The 15,298-nt window shown below is 37.4% G+C and carries 17 protein-coding genes; 6 read left to right on the plus strand and 11 right to left on the minus strand.

Annotation, left to right across the window (positions count from 1 at the left end; translation table 11 throughout):
* The first annotated feature begins 95 nt into the window (after positions 1-95).
* Positions 96-533 (plus strand): nuclear transport factor 2 family protein, encoded by a 438-nt coding sequence (locus A33Q_RS05065; protein ID WP_009032428.1) that lies wholly within the window; start codon positions 96-98, stop codon positions 531-533.
* A 14-nt stretch (positions 534-547) separates the two neighbouring features.
* Here the strand turns inward: A33Q_RS05065 and A33Q_RS05070 are convergent, their stop codons facing one another.
* Positions 548-1,012: a DUF1572 family protein gene (locus tag A33Q_RS05070; protein ID WP_009032429.1), complete on the minus strand. Its 465-nt coding sequence runs from the start codon at positions 1,010-1,012 to the stop codon at positions 548-550.
* A 186-nt stretch (positions 1,013-1,198) separates the two neighbouring features.
* Between A33Q_RS05070 and A33Q_RS05075 the strand changes: the two genes are divergently transcribed.
* A complete protein-coding gene (locus tag A33Q_RS05075; protein ID WP_009032430.1) occupies positions 1,199-3,352 on the plus strand; it encodes a glycoside hydrolase family 20 zincin-like fold domain-containing protein in 2,154 nt (717 codons plus the stop codon).
* 242 nt (positions 3,353-3,594) lie between these two features.
* Here A33Q_RS05075 and A33Q_RS05080 read toward each other — a convergent pair whose 3' ends face one another.
* A complete protein-coding gene (locus tag A33Q_RS05080; RefSeq protein ID WP_009032431.1) occupies positions 3,595-3,978 on the minus strand; it encodes a hypothetical protein in 384 nt (127 codons plus the stop codon).
* Between the two features lie 380 nt (positions 3,979-4,358).
* On the opposite strand from A33Q_RS05080, the gene A33Q_RS05085 reads away from it, so the two are divergent.
* Together A33Q_RS05085 and A33Q_RS05090 are read left to right on the plus strand one after the other, a co-directional pair.
* Positions 4,359-4,637 (plus strand): hypothetical protein, encoded by a 279-nt coding sequence (locus tag A33Q_RS05085; RefSeq protein WP_009032432.1) that lies wholly within the window; start codon positions 4,359-4,361, stop codon positions 4,635-4,637.
* A gap of 237 nt (positions 4,638-4,874) precedes the next feature.
* A complete protein-coding gene (locus tag A33Q_RS05090; RefSeq protein ID WP_040490057.1) occupies positions 4,875-6,191 on the plus strand; it encodes a PAS domain-containing protein in 1,317 nt (438 codons plus the stop codon).
* Here the strand turns inward: A33Q_RS05090 and A33Q_RS21480 are convergent.
* The gene (locus A33Q_RS21480; protein ID WP_009032434.1) at positions 6,188-7,750 is read right to left on the minus strand and encodes a hypothetical protein; all 1,563 of its coding nucleotides are present in this window, start codon (positions 7,748-7,750) and stop codon (positions 6,188-6,190) included. The two genes, A33Q_RS05090 and A33Q_RS21480, sit on opposite strands and share 4 nt — an antisense overlap.
* Before the next feature lie 165 nt (positions 7,751-7,915).
* Here A33Q_RS21480 and A33Q_RS05100 point away from each other — a divergent pair, with 165 nt between their 5' ends.
* The gene (locus tag A33Q_RS05100; RefSeq protein ID WP_009032435.1) at positions 7,916-8,335 is read left to right on the plus strand and encodes a LytR/AlgR family response regulator transcription factor; all 420 of its coding nucleotides are present in this window, start codon (positions 7,916-7,918) and stop codon (positions 8,333-8,335) included.
* A 2-nt stretch (positions 8,336-8,337) separates the two neighbouring features.
* On the opposite strand, the gene A33Q_RS05105 is transcribed toward A33Q_RS05100, so the two are convergent.
* Entirely contained in the window at positions 8,338-9,558 is a 1,221-nt protein-coding gene (locus A33Q_RS05105) for an S-adenosylmethionine:tRNA ribosyltransferase-isomerase (protein WP_040489964.1), read from the minus strand.
* Between the two features lie 47 nt (positions 9,559-9,605).
* Between A33Q_RS05105 and menC the strand changes: the two genes are divergently transcribed.
* Positions 9,606-10,715, plus strand: a complete 1,110-nt coding sequence (menC, locus tag A33Q_RS05110; RefSeq protein ID WP_009032437.1) for an o-succinylbenzoate synthase — start codon at positions 9,606-9,608, stop codon at positions 10,713-10,715.
* A 72-nt stretch (positions 10,716-10,787) separates the two neighbouring features.
* On the opposite strand, the gene A33Q_RS05115 is transcribed toward menC, so the two are convergent.
* From A33Q_RS05115 to A33Q_RS05145, 7 genes are all read right to left on the minus strand, one after another.
* The gene (locus A33Q_RS05115; RefSeq protein WP_009032438.1) at positions 10,788-10,979 is read right to left on the minus strand and encodes a cold-shock protein; all 192 of its coding nucleotides are present in this window, start codon (positions 10,977-10,979) and stop codon (positions 10,788-10,790) included.
* 157 nt (positions 10,980-11,136) lie between these two features.
* Entirely contained in the window at positions 11,137-12,282 is a 1,146-nt protein-coding gene (locus tag A33Q_RS05120; RefSeq protein WP_009032439.1) for a lactonase family protein, read from the minus strand.
* 3 nt (positions 12,283-12,285) lie between these two features.
* Positions 12,286-12,681, minus strand: coding sequence for a monovalent cation/H(+) antiporter subunit G (gene mnhG, locus A33Q_RS05125; protein WP_009032440.1), 396 nt, complete (start codon positions 12,679-12,681; stop codon positions 12,286-12,288).
* Positions 12,674-12,952, minus strand: coding sequence for a cation:proton antiporter (locus A33Q_RS05130; RefSeq protein ID WP_009032441.1), 279 nt, complete (start codon positions 12,950-12,952; stop codon positions 12,674-12,676). The genes mnhG and A33Q_RS05130 overlap by 8 nt, the downstream gene beginning before the upstream one ends.
* Positions 12,949-13,428, minus strand: coding sequence for a Na+/H+ antiporter subunit E (locus tag A33Q_RS05135; protein WP_009032442.1), 480 nt, complete (start codon positions 13,426-13,428; stop codon positions 12,949-12,951). Before A33Q_RS05135 ends, A33Q_RS05130 begins: the two co-directional genes overlap by 4 nt.
* Positions 13,425-14,948, minus strand: coding sequence for a proton-conducting transporter transmembrane domain-containing protein (locus A33Q_RS05140; protein ID WP_009032443.1), 1,524 nt, complete (start codon positions 14,946-14,948; stop codon positions 13,425-13,427). Before A33Q_RS05140 ends, A33Q_RS05135 begins: the two co-directional genes overlap by 4 nt.
* Complete coding sequence (locus tag A33Q_RS05145) at positions 14,945-15,298, minus strand: Na+/H+ antiporter subunit C (protein ID WP_009032444.1); 354 nt, start codon at positions 15,296-15,298, stop codon at positions 14,945-14,947. Before A33Q_RS05145 ends, A33Q_RS05140 begins: the two co-directional genes overlap by 4 nt.

Below are 15,298 nucleotides of genomic sequence, written 5' to 3' on the forward strand. Positions count from 1 at the left end.
TTCCAATGTCCACTTGCCTGTAGTTGAATTGGTGTTTTACCTTTCCTTAAAAATTTGGACGCATTATAAATCCTAAACAAATTAAAAACCAAAATATGAAAATATTCATCTCATTATTATTTTTCTTTTTTACAGCAAGCCAAGCTTATTCTCAATCAGTTTTACCTGCCAATGATGTTAAGAAAGCTGTAAATAAACTGTTTGAGGTAATGGAGTCCGGTGATAGGGAAACCTTAAGTCGCTTGCTTTCTGAAGATTTAAGTTACGGGCATTCTTCCGGATTGATCCAGAGTAAGGAAGCATTTGTGGATGAGATTATAAAACGCGAACCCATTCACCTAAAAAATATAAAAGGCCGCGAACAAACTGTTTCCATTGTAGCCAATACAGCAATTGTCCGGCATATTTTTGTAGCAGACGGTGTGATGCCAAACGGAGAAATTGTGCCTGTAAGAATTGGGAATTGTATGGTTTGGATCAATAAAGAAGGTGCTTGGCAACTTTTGGTTCGTCAAGCTTTTAAATTGAATTGATAGGTCTCATTCCGCTATTTCTTTATCAACTTCTTAATCAGAGAGATTTGACCTAAATGGTAATATGCATGTTCAATTTGAGCTTCGATATTTCTTAGATAGCTCCCGTATTCCTCTTTGACAAAAACTTTGTGCAGGAAATCATCATCCATTTTTGACACATGAGAAATGAATTTTTCCGAATTACTTACAAATTCGTCCACCATGCTTTTCCAATCTTCCTCAGACTTGATTTCAGGCATATCAAAACTGTATTTATCCTTGATTTCAAGAGCACCACCTTCAAATACATTCACCAGGCCTTTTAAATAATAGGTGACATGAAATGTTAATTGTGCTATGGTGTTCAGGTTTTCCACCTTTTCAATTGCCTGTACCCAACTTGTCCTCGTTATCTGATCTTTTAAATTGGTATTTGCAACCCATTTCCCATTGAGTAAGACTTCATCTAATCGATTGGCTAAGGTTTGGTTCATCATTATTTTTTATCTGTTAATTCAGTTTTGATTTCATCTCTAAACGCATGTCCTGTTAAAATTTGTCACTCAAAAACCCCCTATCAAAGTAATGCAAGTTCATCAAATTACCTTGTTTTTATTTAAGCAAATAGTTTGCTATACATTTTTTTATTATTATAAATGACCTAAACCTATTACTAGATTCTTATGAGAATATCTTTGATTGTCTTTTTATTTTCCATCCTCTTCGTATCAGAAACCTATTGTCAGTCTGTCTATCTTTTTTTTGATCAAGCGTCCCCGGAGACAAAATATGCCGTAAGCAAATTAAAGCCTGCTTTAATATCACAGGGTTATACCCTGAATACCAGTGGGAAAGATTATCAGTACCTAATTAATTTGGATATAGCATCTTCGCAGGTAGGAGCGGAATCCTACATAATAAAAAAGGAGGACAATAAAATTTCAATATTGGGTGGAGATGAAAGGGGGCTTATCTATGGAGCTATGTCTTTGGTGGAGTCATTGAAAAATGGAGTCACTTTGGAGGAGGTCTCCTACAAAACTGAACGTCCGCATTATCCTTTAAGAGCCATTAAACATAACACATCTTGGTATTCCTACAGGCCAAGTTCGGCCCTTGATCTCCATGAAGAGACCTTAAAGGATGTAAAGTATTGGGAGGCTTTTTTGGACATGATGGTGGAAAACAGGTTCAACTCCCTCTCGATCTGGAACCTGCATCCTTTTGTGTTTATGATCAAGCCCAAGAATTTTCCGGAGGCAAGCCCATTCAATGATAGGGAAATGGAGAAATGGAAAAAGCTCCATCAATCCATTTTCAAGATGGCAAAAGAAAGGGCTATTGACACCTACCTTATTCCTTTTAATATTTTTGTCAGTCATGAGTTTGCCGAAGCACATCAGGTAGCGAAGGAAAATGTATACCCTCATTATTATGTGCCTGGTGACACCTCTGAGATTGTCAAAAGGTACACGAGAGAAAGTATTACCCAAGTGCTTCAGGAATATCCGGAATTGACAGGGTTTGGGTTGACACTTGGAGAAGGTATGGCAGGCATGACTCCGCAACAAAGAGAAAATTGGATCTTTGATACTTACATTGAGGGGATGAGATTGGCGGGAAGACCTTCCAAACTAGTACATAGAATTCCTTTTTCCAGCACTACTGAGTCCCTTGGTGCCACAAGTGTGGAATTGGAAAGGCTGACCAGACAGGCCATAGAAAGGGAAGCAAAGATGGGTTTTATAGATGGTCCCATATATGCGGACCTGAAGTACAACTGGTCGCATGCTCATTCTACACCAAAGTTGGTCAAGGTACATGGCGGAGAGATGTTCGATACCTTTTACAATCCCCTTCCGGAAGGATACAAAATCACCTATACGGCCAGAAATGAGGATTTCTTTGCCCTGAGGTGGGGTGTACCCGATTTTATCAGAGAACATATTGCTGAAAATAGCCAGTCCTATGTTGGAGGTTATTTTATAGGTTCTGAAACCTATATCCCTGCCAAAGACTATTTCACCGCGATCGAAGGATCAGTGGATTGGGATTTTGCATTCGAAAGACAGTGGCTGTTTTACAAACTTTGGGGAAGATTGTTGTATAATCCAGAGACACCGAATGAGGTTTTCAAAGCTTTCTATAAAAGAAAGTATGGTGCTGAAGGCGAGAGTTTGTTGGAGGCTATGTCACTGGCATCCTCCACCCAATTGAAAATCGGTTCTCTTTATGATTCCAGGTGGGATTTTACATTGTATGGGGAAGGCTTTATGGCTTTGATAGGGGATGAAACCCAGTACATTTCTGCCAATAATTTGATCAATCAGCCGACTTTGGATCCCGACTATATTTCAGTCAAAGATTATGTTGACGGTATCAAAGCGAATGAAAGTTTTGGGTCGGGAAAAATTACCCCTCCAATTCTGATAGGATCATTGGAAGAGGACTGCCAAAAGGCCATGGAGTTGGTAAGAGGAATTGCTTTTGAAAACAACCTGTCCTTGCAATATGAAGTGGCGGACATTCAAATCTGGGCCAATTTAGGCCTGCATCTAGCGGAAAAATTAAAGGGTTCCATTGCCCTTCAATCGTACAGAAAAGGTCTGGGAGACAAGCATAAAGCAGAAGCTATTACCTCCTTTACCAAAGCTCTTCACTATTGGGATGAAATCATTACCATTTCCCGACCGCTATACAAAGACATGCCACTAACCCATTCCAATGGCAGCAGCCATGATAGAAATGACGATAACCTATTTCATTGGGCACTTATCAGAGATCAGGTAGCGGAGGACATTGAAATAGCTAAATCAGCGACAATAGGTGCTCTTTAAGAACATGCGATTTTCTGACTTTTGGTAGACTAAAGAAGGGGAGGGGCGATAATGATACGCTTAGGTTCTACGGAATATTACCTTCCAAAATAAGTTTGTCCTTTTCCCCTTTTTTCGCTTTCGGAATTAGGTAAAGAGACTTCGACAAAAACACTTTAGATTTGTATTTTACTTTATTCGATGAAAATGTTCATTTAACTACTGCAATCGCTCGTCGCAAAACTTCTAAATATTAAATGTAATTAAAAAATTGATTCACCCTTCAAGGCCTTGGTTTCCATATTGGAATCAGAAAATTTTACCTCAAGGGAATAATGAATATTACCTTCCCCTTTTTTGTAAAATGATTTTTGGGATTCATAAACAATAGTTTTTCCCGGTTTAATTTCTGATGTAGATTTATCAAAACTTATAGTCTTGCCATTTACTTTAAAAAAGACTTTATAACTGTTTGGAGGGATTGTAGTAGCTCCCACATTTTTTATTGTGTAACTGTAATAAACTCCATTATTCTCGGTTCTTTTTTCAATTACCTCAAATTCTACTAAATCGGGATTTTTAGACTCACCATTCAAACTGTTCATTAGGCAAGAAACCCCAAAAACGAAGATTGCTAACAGATTCATGATTTTAAACTTTAGTAGTGAATAATTGATTTCATTTTAATGCTTCCCACTATTGAGAAAAGCGTGGTATTTAGTTCGTTTTTTCAAAAAAAAAATTATGAAAATATTTTAAGAAAAACAGAATATATAAATGAATCCCTAATGGAGATATCCAAAGATGGAGTTAGCCACGCACTCAGGGTTGCTTTGAAATATCTCTAGAAATTGCTGTGGGGTAATTAAAATGCGTTCGTATTTTCAGGGCTTAAATTGTTTCTATCCCGTACTATGTCAAAAATACCCTGTACAGGGTATTTTTTTTAAACTTTGATATTGATACATTTGGTGTTAAGAATCTGAATAAAAACATTTCTTCTATAGATTATACTATAAATTACATTATGCAGATTATATCCATACATGGTGCATTTTTGATCAATCTGGATCGTACCAATCCTGATAAACTCGTAGTGAAATCTACCTTAAAATCTCCTTTGCAGAGAATTTTTGATGAAAAACGTATTTATCCTTTGGACCAAGAAAAGTTCAAATACGCTGTTTCAGTTTGTAAACAGGAATTGGCTCATGTGCTTATCATGATGATTAAAGAAATAGATTATGCAGATTTTGAACAATTTGTCTCAGAATTAAACCTTAGTTCGGATCAGGCCTTTGCTTGATTTCATTATTATTATTTGCTAGTGCGTCTATATTTTTTTGATAAAATCCATTTATTCAGATTTAAAAGATAAAATACCGTATACAATTTTTTTTAGTCTAAATTTATTTATTAAAAGAATATTATTTCATCGTTTTTTATTCTTCAAAACTTTATTTTAAAGCTCAATTAAGCTAAATTTACATCAGATTTAGGTGTGAATTTGGTTTTGAGATTGAAATTCATAATCCCTTTGGATATGTTAAAAATAGAAGAATTAGATGCTATGATCCCTTCCTTCCTCAAGGAATCGAATTTACTTTACCTATGTGTATTGGATATAGAGGGTCAGATTTATTTTGCAGGTAAAAAATTTCAAAAACTATTTGCTTCAGACCAAATAAAAAATTTTGAAGCCAATTTTACTGATTGCCTCGATAAAGACATTGAGTTTGATCTCCATACTTTTTTGGTAGAAGTCACAGAAAAACCCAATCAGGCTACAAACATAGAGCTCAGTCATAATGGGCAATCAGCTAATTGGGAGTTCACTTCATTGGTAAATGATGAAGGAGATTTTTCCGGTATTTTGGGTATTGGACATCCTAGACAAATGGTAGTGAGTACTGTACCAACTGATTATACCTTCCCCAAAGACGTTAACCCTGCTACTGATATCTTTTTCCAATTGAATTCTTCTTGGCAGATTTTGAATGTCAATGAGCTAGCTGAAAAGTTTTTCACCAAAAAAAGAGAGTTGCTATTAGGCAACACTATTTGGCAGATTTATCCGGACAAGGATATTTACAGGTATGCTCTGGAATTCAAAAAAGCCAAAGAATCCAAAACCCTTAGGGTGTTTGAGGATTTCAGTACAATCAATGGAAGATGGTATAAAGTCTATATTATCCCTAGAAAATCCGGTCTTGATGTGATTTTCAAAGACATTTCTCAAATTCAGAACCTTTCTGAAGAAATCAAACAGCTACAACTCACCTTGCAGTCAGTTCTTGAGAATACTGATGAAAATGTATTTTTGGTAGGTAAAGACCTGAAAATAATTGGCTACAATTCAGCAGCTGAGAAATTGGTCAAAACTAATTTTAAAAGGGATTTGAAGGATGGTGATAAATTTACAAATTTCCTTTTTGATGGTGTTGATGAGGTGTTTCTCAAAGATGTGGAATCAATCATGAGTGGGAACTTCAAGTCATTTGAAATGCCTATAATTCTGAAAAGGCTAAATGAATCCAGAATATACGCCCATAAGTTTTTTCCTTTGATAGATACTTATGAAAATGTAGTGGGATTTGGGTATGCATGTCAGGACATTAATGATGACACATTAAACAGGAAGAAACTCAAAGATCAGAATAAAGTGATGCGGGATATTCTTCACAATCAAAACACCTTGATGAGGTCTCCTTTGTCATCTATTCTAGGTCTGTTGGAATTGATTGACCCAAGCAAGCTTGATGATGAAAATAAAAAGTACCTTTCTTATTTGAGACCTTTGGCGATGGAGTTGGATAAATTGATCAGAAATAACTCTAAAAAAGTATCATCATTGGATTAAAAAAATGACTTGTAGTCAAATGAGAAAAGTTTTCCAGGAACTGTAAAACCTCCCGCAGAAATTTGCTCAGAAGAAATCCAACCTGAATTATCCGGCTTCAGGTAAATGGCTTCTGTCTGTCCCAATACAGCGGGGCTTCCTAAAACAATGCGGTTTCTTTTTCCCTCGAATATATCAAAATCAGAATAGCCTGAAAAAAGCCAAACGAAACACTGAGTTGACAAACCGGCATTTGTGTACCCAACCATGACTATATCTCCTGTAACTTGATTGATGTCTGCCCCGGTGATCAAACCCTGTGTATCAAAATCAGTAACTAACTGAGCTTCATAATTTCCCGGGTCTGAAGGTAGTATATAATATTTAGTTTTGTTATCAAGCCAATTTTTGCTGAAGAGGTGCAAGTTGCCATTGGCAAAAAAAAAGGCTTCACAATCAAAATTGTTATTGTTAATCGCAGATGAAAAGTTGCTCTGATCCGAATAAGTAAAAGTGATTTTCTCAGCTTCGACTTCTTCTTGGTTAAGGATTTTCGTTTTTTCAACCCTGTATATTGTCAAGTCAGTTCTATTTCCGGAGTTGTTACCAAAGTCTCCAATGAAAAGGTATTTGTCATTTTGAGCCAAACTTTCCCAATCTACATTGCTGGCATTGGTAACCCTAACCCTTTTAAGCGTATTGCCTGTATTGATGTCCACCTGATACACCATGTTTTCATTTCCACTGTCATTGATGGTCCAGAGTTGATTATTGAAGTATGCCAGTCCAGAGCTTTCTCTCAATTCAGTATTCAAGTTGGTCACCAAAGTAGGCATCTGAGATGTCGGGACAGCTTCTACATTGACCAACAATTCCTCTTCGATCAATTCAAAATCTTTCATCTGGAGATCTATGACTTCTCCGGTGCCGTCTGAAATCTTGACAATGTAATTGTAATGCTTGTAAGCTTCTACTCGGACCGTTCTCCTGATCGTATTCTGGAATACGTTTTCCACTATTTCCAAAACAGGCTCTCTTCCCGAACGCACATATTTGAAATAATGATTTCCAAGAAAGTTCATACTGACATTTCCTTCATCAACAAGAATTGGTGCGCTTTCAAGGTTATTGTTTTCCACCGTAATGAGTCCATACTCTGTTTCTGCTTGAAGTTTGATATCAAAACTGGAACTGTTTAGCCGAAACTCACCCTCTGCTGAAAATGGGAGAAAGTTTTCATAATTTCCGCCTGACACTTCTGTGTGGTAGATGTAATCTGCGTATGGAAGGGTAATGGAAGCATTTCCGAAATTATTGGGGTCAAAAACCAGTTCAAACTCCTCATTTGATTGTTTGTTTTTGAAAACAATCTTGGCAGAAGAAGGGTAGACGTGGGTCCAAGAAGAACCAGAAGATAATCTAGCTCCCGGATTACCTTGCAAATAAGCCTGGACTTCAATAGAAGTTAGTCTGACCTGACCCTCTTGGAGGGGGATTGGGCTCTCTTTTTTTTCGCAGCTTACAATCAAGACCAGAAAAACCAGATACAGTGTCCTCGAAGATTTGATAAAATTCAACATGGTGAATGATAAGATCAGTTTTTCAAATCTAAAATATTGAAATCATAGTAGCAATCTTTTATTTTTTTCATAAACAGGCTGAATGGTATATGTGGGGGAATTTAGAAGATGAACAAACATTTCCATAAACAAAAAGTTACCAAGACATAAACCAAAAATAGAGTCATGAAAGAGGTCTTGAAAGATTATTCAACAAAGTCCAATGGAAACAATAACGGTAAGAGGACTCTTCAAAAAGAAAACAAATTATTAGTTAAAGATGCCCTTTTTGTCAGAAATAAAGGGAACTTGGTAAAAGTGAAATTTAAAGACATCATGTGGATGAAAGGGGATGGGAATTATACTACCCTTGTAACTAGAGATAGTGTTTACTCTTTAAGAAACATTTTAAAAGAATTTGAATCAGTTTTGCCAGAAGAGGAATTTATCAGAATTCATAAAAGCTATATTGTAAGAATTGAGGAAATTCTGACAATCAATCCGAAAGAATTGACTGTGGGAAAAGATTCAGTTCCTGTGGGACGTACGTATTACCAGAACCTTATCAACGGCATCAATAAACTGGGTTCAGGAGGAGGTGAGTAATATCATTTCCAATACAAATTGCTGTCGCCGTAACTTAGAAACCTATAATCCTTTTCTAGAGCTTCAGTATAGATATCCCTCCAACTTCCATTTGTAAAAGCAGCAATAAGAAGGATCAATGTGGATGAAGGTTGGTGAAAGTTGGTCACTAAGCCTTCGCATACTTTAAAATCGTATCCTGGCATGATAAAAATCTCAGTGGAACCGGTTATTTCGCTGAGATTGTTTTTTTTCATATACTCGCTTATAGCCTGAAAACTTTCTTTTCTTGATGGCAGTGAATCAAATTCCTGATAAGCAAAAAGTTTATCAATAAAGAAAGTATTTCCTAAATTATTGAAAAGCTTCACGCCAAACCAATACAAGCTTTCCAAGGTGCGCATGGAGGTAGTGCCTACAGCGATTATCTTTTCAGACTGAGTTTTGATATTTTCTATGCTTTCGAAGCTCACCACCATCTGCTCGCTATGCATGTTGTGCTCTGTGATCACTTCAGCTTTAATCGGTTGAAATGTTCCTGCACTTACATGAAGTGTTAGAAATTCTTCTTTTACTCCTTTTGCTTTCAGCTTTTCCAAAACCTCATTTGTAAAATGAAGGCCTGCTGTTGGAGCGGCAACAGCTCCTTCTTTTTTGGAATAGACAGTCTGATACCTAGGTTTGTCTTCCTCTGTTGCTTTTCTATTAAGATAGGGTGGGAGTGGGACCTCCCCTGATGCTTCTACAATGGAAACAAAAGGCATATTTTGATCAGACCACAAGAACTTGACACTTCTGGATTCCCTGTTTTCCAGTTCTGCCTGAATTACAACCTCTCTTCCTTGAATCTCTACAAAACCTTTTAAGGTTTCTCCTTCTTTCCACTTCTTCAAGTTACCGATCATGCATTCCCAAGTGACTGATGTTGTGCTGATCATTATTTCATTGATTACAGTGCTAGGAAGTATAGGCTTGAGGAGAAAGATCTCAATTTTAGCTCCTGTTTCTCTTTGAAAGATCAACCTGGCCGGAATTACTTTTGTATTGTTAAAAACCATCAAACTTCCGGATGGAATGAGTTGATCCAGTTCTTTGAAGCTATGATGGCTTATTCCTTTTGGGCCATATTGCAATAGTTTTGACTCATCTCTTTTTTCTAAAGGAAATTTGGCAATTCTGGACTCAGGCAATGTATATTCGTATTCAGTCAAGCGAATATTCTCGATAGATTTCAACAAACTCATCCTTTTCTTGTTCTGTGTATTCAATTTAGCCTGCAAATATAGCCTTAATGACAGAAGTTTTAAATAATATTCAATTCTCCTATTTTCCGCATATTTTAAAATTCAAGTTTGATGCAGGTACTTCCCGCGGAGTACTTCGCTCAAAAAAAACCTATTTTCTAAAAGCCAAGACTAATTCAGCCAAAATAGTTGAGGGCTGGGGTGAAGCTGCACCACTTCCTAAATTAAGCATTGACCATAGATTAGACTTTGAGGATTTTCTAGCCCAGCTTTGTAGCAACCTTTCTGGAGCGAATGTGCCTTCATCAGAAAATGAAGTTCTAAGTTGGGTTCAGGAAAATATCCCTGAAGAATTCCCCAGTATCCGTTTTGCATTTGAAGTTGCACTTTTGGATCTCTTCAACGGCGGCAAAAAAATGATCTTTGACACAGACTTTTACCAAAGTCAAAAAGCTATTCCAATCAACGGTCTTATCTGGATGGGAGAGAAGGATTTTATGCTAAAACAAATCAATGAAAAGCTTGAAGCTGGATTTGATTGTATCAAAATGAAAATTGGAGCGATAGATTTCGATCAGGAATGTGAGCTTTTGGCTTACATCAGAGAAAGATTCGATGACAAAACCATTACCCTTAGAGTGGATGCCAATGGTGCTTTTTCTCCAGATGAGGCTTTGAATAAACTGGAGCGCTTGTCTGCTTATGATTTGCATAGTATAGAACAGCCAATTAGACAGGGGCAATTGGAAGCTATGGCTGAATTATGTAAGTACACCCCAGTTCCAATTGCCTTAGATGAGGAATTGATCGGTAAACACTCTGCTGAAAACATGAAATTTTTATTGCAACATGTAAAGCCTCAATACATAATTTTGAAACCTACCTTGGTAGGAGGGATATTTCAGTCGAATGCTTGGATCAAAACTGCTGAAGAGCAAAATATATCCTGGTGGATGACATCAGCACTTGAAAGTAATATCGGTCTCAACGCAATAGCACAGTTTACCTGCACCTTTGACAATTCTCTGCCTCAAGGCTTGGGTACAGGCCAGTTGTATCACAATAATATCCCATCGCCTTTGGACATTTATAATGGAACACTTAGATATAAAGGAGGAGAAGATTTATGGGACTTGGACGAGATAGGAAAAAATTAGAAGAACCTTAAAAATAGAAAAGCCCCGAAATATTCGGGGCTTATCCATTTTTGATGTCAATGTGTATATAGCTTAGACTACTTTTACATTCACAGCATTTAGGCCTTTTCTTCCTTCTTTAAGGTCGAAAGTAACTTCGTCATCTTCTCTGATTTCGTCGATCAAGCCTGTGATGTGAACGAAATACTCTTTTGATGATTCGTTGTCTACGATAAAACCGAATCCTTTGGACTCATTAAAAAATTTTACTTTTCCTGTGTTCATGATAATGTAATTGAATTTATAATATGCTCAAAGGTACGGATACTTTTCACATTTAAAACCAATACTCTAAAATATTTTAAAAGTATTTGTATTCATTGACCAAAAAAAATTTTCCAGGCATTCCGATTCTACACACATTTTAGATAAAAATTTCATATTAATTCAAACCAAAAAAGTAAACCGGTTTGTGGCTTGAGGTAGAAAGAGATGTTTGCTTCAATTTCCCAGACCTTTGATCCCTTTCAAATACAAAGATATCTGATGACTCCTGATGGGCTGCTAAAAGATATTTTCCATCTCCAGTAATGATGAAATTTCTAGGCATAACTCCACCACTATCTACTCGTTCCTGCAATCTGATTTTTCCGTCTTTTTCAATTTCAAAAACTGAAATCGAATTGGCATCACCTCTGTTTGAAGCATATAGGAATTTTCCGTCCGGAGAAATTCTAATTTCTGCAGCTCCAACTGTCCCAAAAAAATCAGGATCTGTAAGTCCAAGCACCTGCACTTTTGCCATTTGTCCATTTTCATAACTGTACACCCCAACATCTGCGGAGAGTTCATGAATCAAGTAGACCATTTTTCCATTGGGGTGAATTGCCAGGTGTCTTGGACCTGAACCTGCATCTACCTCTAGGTAGGGTTTTTCTGCATGCTGAAAAGGAACTGCATAATTTGGATTGAAATCATACAAATGGATCTTATCAGTCCCAAGATCAGCCACCAAAAGTTGTTTTCCATTGGGATGAAATACAGCCGAATGTACATGAGCTTTTTCCTGCCTGGAGGGATTGATGCTCTGACCTTCGTGTGCTATGGTTTGGATATGTTTCATTTTTCCATTTTCAAGATTGTAAACAGAAAAATTGCCTCCTGAATAATTTCCCACAACAAGAAATTTTTCACTTGGGTCTAGGCTCATGTAGCAAGGGTGGTCACCGTATGTGTCTTGGGTATCCAATAATTTTAAGGATGCATTATCACGATCAAATTCAAAGGATTTGACTTTTCCTCCATTTTCTCCAGAAGTTTCCTCCACGGCAAAAACAAGGTTTTGAGCTTTGTTCGAAATAACAAAAGAAGGATTTTTAATACCTTCAGAGATAACTTTGGAAGTGAGAATTTGATATTCAGGATCAAATTGTAACAAGCCGACTCCTTGGTCTTCACTATCGGTATATGCTCCTAATAAAAATGTGTATGCCGGTTCTATCATTTCTTCTTCTGGTTCATAATCACATGCAAAGTATATCAATGTTGAGATCAACAGGGTTAGGAAAAGGCCTCTATTTTTTATCATTTTTTAGTCTTTTTCGGTTGTTTCAGGAGCAAAACCAGTATTTCTTTTTTCACTGTATAATTTCTTCGTTTTCGGATCATACTGACCTTCCAAATCATCCACCTTCATTCCTTCCCATTTTTTGGTTTTAGTCAGATAGGCTGAGCGCATCAGCATATGCCCACCGATAGGTGCTGTCAAAAAGATAAACAGAATGATAGCAATCACACGTGTGGTGACTGAATAATCCCAAAAATAGATAGCTGAGGACAATAATATAAGCCCCAAGCCAAGTGTAGCCGTTTTGGTGGTAATATTTATTCTCAGGTAGACATCAGGTTTTCTCAACATGGCCACAGCGGTAGACAATATAAAAAGCGAACCTAGGGTCAACATGATCATAATGATTATTTCATTCATCGTTTTGACTTCTTTGGATTAGAAAATAAGCAAATGCAACTGTACCCAAAAAGGCAATCAGGGCAAATAACATGGCAATGTCCAAAAAGGTACTTTGGTCATTTTGCATACTGTAAACGGCTATAATCCCAATGGCAATCAGAATCAACATATCCAGTGCGATTACCCGGTCAGGAATGCTTGGTCCTTTCAAAAACCGGATAAAGACCAGAATAATAGAAAGGCCCAGTATAGGTAATATGACATAATTGTAATATTCTGCTAAGCTCATCGCATCAGATCTAGTAAACGTTGTTCAAATTCAGTCTTTATCTCTTTGATAAATGTATCCCTGTCCTCACAGTGCAAGGAGTGTACGTACATGGCCTTTTTGTCATCAGAAACATCCAATACCATTGTTCCTGGAGTGAGGCAAATCAAATTGGCCAGAAAAGTGATCTCAAGATCGCTTTTTGCGGCCAGTGGAACTTTGATGATGGCAGGGGATAAATCATCTTTTTTGTAGAGGGATTCTTTGACAGTCTGTAGATTAGCTGCAATAATCTTACTCAATACAAAGAGAAAGAACCATAATATTTTAGGAACGAAAGAGAAATATTTGATTTCGGTTCTATTGATTGTAATGAGCCAAAGTATACCGAAGGCGATCAAAAACCCGAATAAAAAGTTTTCTTGAGTGAGCGTACCCGTGGCAAAAACCCAGACCAAGGCCAATAAGATATTGCTTAAGAATAAGGATTTAATCATGGCTCTATTGTTTTTTGGCTTAATACAGTTTCAATATACGAAGCAGGATTCATTAATTCAGATGCGATACGCTGGGAAAGGCTTACGATATGCTCAGCACCAAAACCTATATAAAGGGAAATGATGCTTAGGAAAATGACCGGTAAGACCAAGACCCATTTTCCTGTAGAGCTTAGTTCATGGAAAAAGATTCCTTTGGATTTTTTGGGCAAGTTGACAGCATCCTTCCAGAAAACTTCCGACCAAACTTTCGCAATTACCCAAAGTGTAAGAAATGAACCCAAGATAATAAAGGCTATCAGAAAATATTCCTTGCTTTCCAACCCTCCTTTTATAAAGAAAAGCTTGGCCCAAAAACCTGAAAGGGGAGGTATTCCAACCAAAGAAAACAAAGGTATCGCCATCAACAATGACAAAAGAGGCTTAGACTTGTACATTCCTCCCAACTCCTTGATATCTTGAGTGCCATTGATTTTTAAAATCAATCCGGATACCATAAAGAGGTTTGTCTTTACTATGATATCATGGACCAAATAGAAAACAGTTCCCACTATAGCAAGCTCGGTCATCATACCCACACCAGCCATCATAAAACCGATATGGCAAATGATAAGGTACCCGAATATTTTCCCTAGGTGTCTATGATACATGGCTCCAAGTGCTCCCGAAAGTATAGTCAAAGCTGCCATAACTGATAAAATCAGACTGAGAAAAACATCTCCCGCAAAAATTAAGGTAAAGGTTCTGACCATGGCATACACCCCAACCTTGGTCAGCAACCCCCCAAAAATGGCACCCACCGCCGCAGGAGGGGTGTGATAGGAGGCCGGCAGCCAGAAATAAAGCGGAAAAACTGCTGACTTGATACCAAAAGCAACTAAGAATAAGCTGGCTGTCACGTTGATCAAACCCTTGTTGTCTATTTCCTGAACTTTGGTGGCAAGATCTGCCATGTTCAAGGAGCCTGTTAGCCCATAAAGAAAAGCAATGCCTATGAGGAAGAAAATTGAAGCCAGAAGGTTGAGCGCCACATATTTGATAGCTCCTTCTAATTGTGCTTTTTTACCCCCGATGGTTATAAGCACAAAGGAGGAAATAATGATGACTTCGAACCAAACATACAAGTTGAAAATATCACCTGTAAGAAAAGCTCCTTGCAAGCCCATGATCAAGAAGTGTAACAAAGGGAAAAATCCAAAGCGCAACCTTGCCCGGCTCATACTGCCTGCAGCAAAAATGGAAACAGAAAAACCTGCGATTGATGCTAGGAGCACCATGGTAGAACCAAAGGTGTCCGCTACAAATGTAATCCCAAATGGTGCCGGCCAATTTCCCGACTGAGTGACTTGAATTCCATGGTTATATATCAAAAGAAAAAGCCAAATACCTATACCCAAGCCAATTGCTGAAAGGAGTATACTGACTATTTTTTGAATTTTGATGTTGCCCCATGTAAGTAAAAGTACTACTGCCGAGACCAGTTGAAATAAAATGGGAAGAACTATCCAGCTGTTATTCATATTTCCTCGTCAGTTGAATTTAAATCGTCCAAATCATCCGTTTCGAGCACCTTATATACTCTTTTGATCAAAATAATAGCAAATGATTGTAGTCCAAAGCCAATCACAATAGCGGTCAATATCAAAGCCTGCGGCACAGGGTCAGCATAGATTTCAGTAAATACTTTTGAAGCTTCATCGATAACAGGTGGCTTTCCTTTGACAAGCCTTCCAAGAAGGAAAATCAAAAGATTGACCCCATTGCCAAGCAAAATAAGTCCTATGATCATTTTAAACATACTTCTCCTCAACAGCATGTAAATACCTGCTGCATGCAAGAGACCTATGATGAAAATCAATAATAACTCCAT

The organism is Indibacter alkaliphilus LW1, from assembly GCF_000295935.2.
GTDB classification, from domain to species: domain Bacteria; phylum Bacteroidota; class Bacteroidia; order Cytophagales; family Cyclobacteriaceae; genus Indibacter; species Indibacter alkaliphilus.

Excerpts from the sequence above, each read along its gene's own strand:
- A33Q_RS05065 (WP_009032428.1), top strand. The coding sequence starts at position 96 with ATGAAAATATTCATCTCATTATTATTTTTCTTTTTTACAGCAAGCCAA.
- A33Q_RS05070 (WP_009032429.1), bottom strand. The coding sequence starts at position 1,012 with ATGATGAACCAAACCTTAGCCAATCGATTAGATGAAGTCTTACTCAAT.
- A33Q_RS05075 (WP_009032430.1), top strand. The coding sequence starts at position 1,199 with ATGAGAATATCTTTGATTGTCTTTTTATTTTCCATCCTCTTCGTATCA.
- A33Q_RS05080 (WP_009032431.1), bottom strand. The coding sequence starts at position 3,978 with ATGAATCTGTTAGCAATCTTCGTTTTTGGGGTTTCTTGCCTAATGAAC.
- A33Q_RS05085 (WP_009032432.1), top strand. The coding sequence starts at position 4,359 with ATGCAGATTATATCCATACATGGTGCATTTTTGATCAATCTGGATCGT.
- A33Q_RS05090 (WP_040490057.1), top strand. The coding sequence starts at position 4,875 with ATGTTAAAAATAGAAGAATTAGATGCTATGATCCCTTCCTTCCTCAAG.
- A33Q_RS21480 (WP_009032434.1), bottom strand. The coding sequence starts at position 7,750 with ATGTTGAATTTTATCAAATCTTCGAGGACACTGTATCTGGTTTTTCTG.
- A33Q_RS05100 (WP_009032435.1), top strand. The coding sequence starts at position 7,916 with ATGAAAGAGGTCTTGAAAGATTATTCAACAAAGTCCAATGGAAACAAT.
- A33Q_RS05105 (WP_040489964.1), bottom strand. The coding sequence starts at position 9,558 with ATGAGTTTGTTGAAATCTATCGAGAATATTCGCTTGACTGAATACGAA.
- menC (WP_009032437.1), top strand. The coding sequence starts at position 9,606 with ATGACAGAAGTTTTAAATAATATTCAATTCTCCTATTTTCCGCATATT.
- A33Q_RS05115 (WP_009032438.1), bottom strand. The coding sequence starts at position 10,979 with ATGAACACAGGAAAAGTAAAATTTTTTAATGAGTCCAAAGGATTCGGT.
- A33Q_RS05120 (WP_009032439.1), bottom strand. The coding sequence starts at position 12,282 with ATGATAAAAAATAGAGGCCTTTTCCTAACCCTGTTGATCTCAACATTG.
- mnhG (WP_009032440.1), bottom strand. The coding sequence starts at position 12,681 with ATGAATGAAATAATCATTATGATCATGTTGACCCTAGGTTCGCTTTTT.
- A33Q_RS05130 (WP_009032441.1), bottom strand. The coding sequence starts at position 12,952 with ATGAGCTTAGCAGAATATTACAATTATGTCATATTACCTATACTGGGC.
- A33Q_RS05135 (WP_009032442.1), bottom strand. The coding sequence starts at position 13,428 with ATGATTAAATCCTTATTCTTAAGCAATATCTTATTGGCCTTGGTCTGG.
- A33Q_RS05140 (WP_009032443.1), bottom strand. The coding sequence starts at position 14,948 with ATGAATAACAGCTGGATAGTTCTTCCCATTTTATTTCAACTGGTCTCG.
- A33Q_RS05145 (WP_009032444.1), bottom strand. The coding sequence starts at position 15,298 with ATGGAGTTATTATTGATTTTCATCATAGGTCTCTTGCATGCAGCAGGT.